Annotated in this window: 3 protein-coding genes; all 3 read left to right on the top strand. The window is 40.3% G+C overall.

Annotated elements, in window-relative coordinates:
- Positions 1-551: 551 nt before the first annotated feature.
- The 3 genes from Q0238_RS05760 (at position 552) to Q0238_RS05750 (ending at position 1,777) form a co-directional block, all read left to right on the top strand.
- Entirely contained in the window at positions 552-1,067 is a 516-nt protein-coding gene (locus Q0238_RS05760) for a hypothetical protein (protein WP_297943838.1), read from the top strand.
- A gap of 214 nt (positions 1,068-1,281) precedes the next feature.
- Positions 1,282-1,572, top strand: a complete 291-nt coding sequence (locus tag Q0238_RS05755) for a hypothetical protein (RefSeq protein ID WP_297943836.1) — start codon at positions 1,282-1,284, stop codon at positions 1,570-1,572.
- Between the two features lie 55 nt (positions 1,573-1,627).
- Positions 1,628-1,777 (top strand): hypothetical protein, encoded by a 150-nt coding sequence (locus tag Q0238_RS05750; RefSeq protein WP_297943833.1) that lies wholly within the window; start codon positions 1,628-1,630, stop codon positions 1,775-1,777.
- Positions 1,778-1,923 lie beyond the last annotated feature (146 nt).

Below are 1,923 nucleotides of genomic sequence, written 5' to 3'. Positions count from 1 at the left end.
ACGATAGATGAAATTTCGAGTGAAATTTTAAATTTAGACGGGAAGTAGGGCGGCGGATTATGCCTGCGCAACTTAGACCCGTTGCGAGCGAAATTTTACGGCGGATTATGGAATTTCCATACGCGATGCTTGCGCGACAGCGGCTAAATTTTAAAATTTAATCTAAGCGCAGGCGGCGGGCGGCGTGCATCAAAATGGGCGGCTCGGTAGTCAGTTCAGCAGATGCGAAACAGTAGCGAAACTAGCGGCAAAAAATAGGCGGCACAAAACGAATAGCGTAGCAGATGTGCAATAGACAGTGCCTCTGGCTTTTGAATTTATAAAATTTTATCCCGTGTGAAAATGCAGCGTGATTTAGACCTATTGCGAGTCAAATTTGGTGGCAGATTGCGTAATTTGTCTGCGCAGCGTAGGGCGAAATTTTAAAATTTAATCTAAGCGTAGGCGGGACGGGATTATGGCGCACTTATCGCACTGCCGCGCCCCTTAAATTTTTTAAGAAGCAGCTAAAAATTTTTATATATAATCGCCGCTTAAAATAAGGAGTGCTAATGAAAAAATTCTATCTTAAAATTTCGTTATTTGCGTTTATAACGGTATTCACAGCGATGCCAGCTGCAGCAAAAGTAAGCATAGACGACTTCAAAACCCAAGAGGAAAAAGATTTATCGATCTCTTGCGATGACGGCGATGGGAAATATAGCGCGTGTATGAAACTGGCTGAAATTTTAACCAAAAGATGCGATAACGAAGATTTTAGGAGCTGCGAGATTGCGGGAGAGTTTTTATCGGCATTTGGACGATATAGAGACGCTATCGCTCCTTTAAGCAAGGCTTGCGATGCAAATTTGATGTTGTCTTGCGTTTCGTTAATGACGACAGATATAGCAGCTACGGGAAATATCGATAGGGCGATAAGAAGCTTGGATAAAATTTGCGATGCCAAAATCGACGGCAGTGAGGAATATTGTAAATTTAAAAACGAGCTTGAAATTTGCTTAAAAGATACGGAATGTAATCCGATAAAAAGAGGCAAAGAGCTTCTAAACTGGATAGTGGAGCAATGATATGAAAAGTTTGGTATTGATAGCGATGTTGGCATTCTAGTGTGCGTATGCTGGTTTTGGTTTTAAAGAAAAGGATTTAGCAAATTTACATTCGCTTTGCAATAAGGGCGACGGGAAATATAGTGCCTGCACGAAGCTAACGGATATATTATCAAAGCATTGTGATAGCGGCAATGCCGAAAAATGCGGAGAACTCGGATATGTGCTATATGAGATGGGCAAGACCGAAGAGTCTATCGCACCACTAGAGAAAGCTTGCGATGCGGATTTGGCGTTTTATTGCTTTAAATTAGGATCTGATGAGCTTGGGCGCACAGATAATATAAATAGAGCGCATGCTAGTTTTTCAAAAGCTTGCAAGCTTGGCATTAAAGATGAAAAACTTCTACAAGTATCTTGCATGGCTGAAGATAAATTAAAAGAGTGTTTAAGCAATAGCGAATGTAATCCATTAAAAGTGATAGAAAGTATTTACTACACGGCTAAAAGTATAATGCAAAATTAAAATTTTTAATTAAGGAGTAAAAGATGGCAAATCCAAAGAGGGGCAAAGAGCGATAATGAAAAAATTCTATCCCGTAATTTTGGCGCTTTTGATCTTAATGATGCCGGTCGCGGCAGAGTGCAACCAAAGCGTAGCCGATAGCAAAGAGATAAAATTTACGTCGTTTTCTGATTCAAATTTATATCGTTTAGAGCGGCTGAAATGAAAGCGCTATTTTTAACTCGCAATAAAACAAGCGTGCAAATGGGTGCTTGATATGAGCGAGGAGGAGAAAGAGCAAATTTTATATTTGAGGCGATATTTAAAGCTAGGCTGCAAAGACGGCAATGCGCAAATGTGCAAGGATTTAGG

Origin of the sequence: uncultured Campylobacter sp. (assembly GCF_938045775.1) — a bacterium.
Taxonomy (GTDB): domain Bacteria; phylum Campylobacterota; class Campylobacteria; order Campylobacterales; family Campylobacteraceae; genus Campylobacter_B.
Note: the sequence above shows the minus strand (reverse complement) of the source record. Positions and strands in the feature narration are given on the sequence as shown.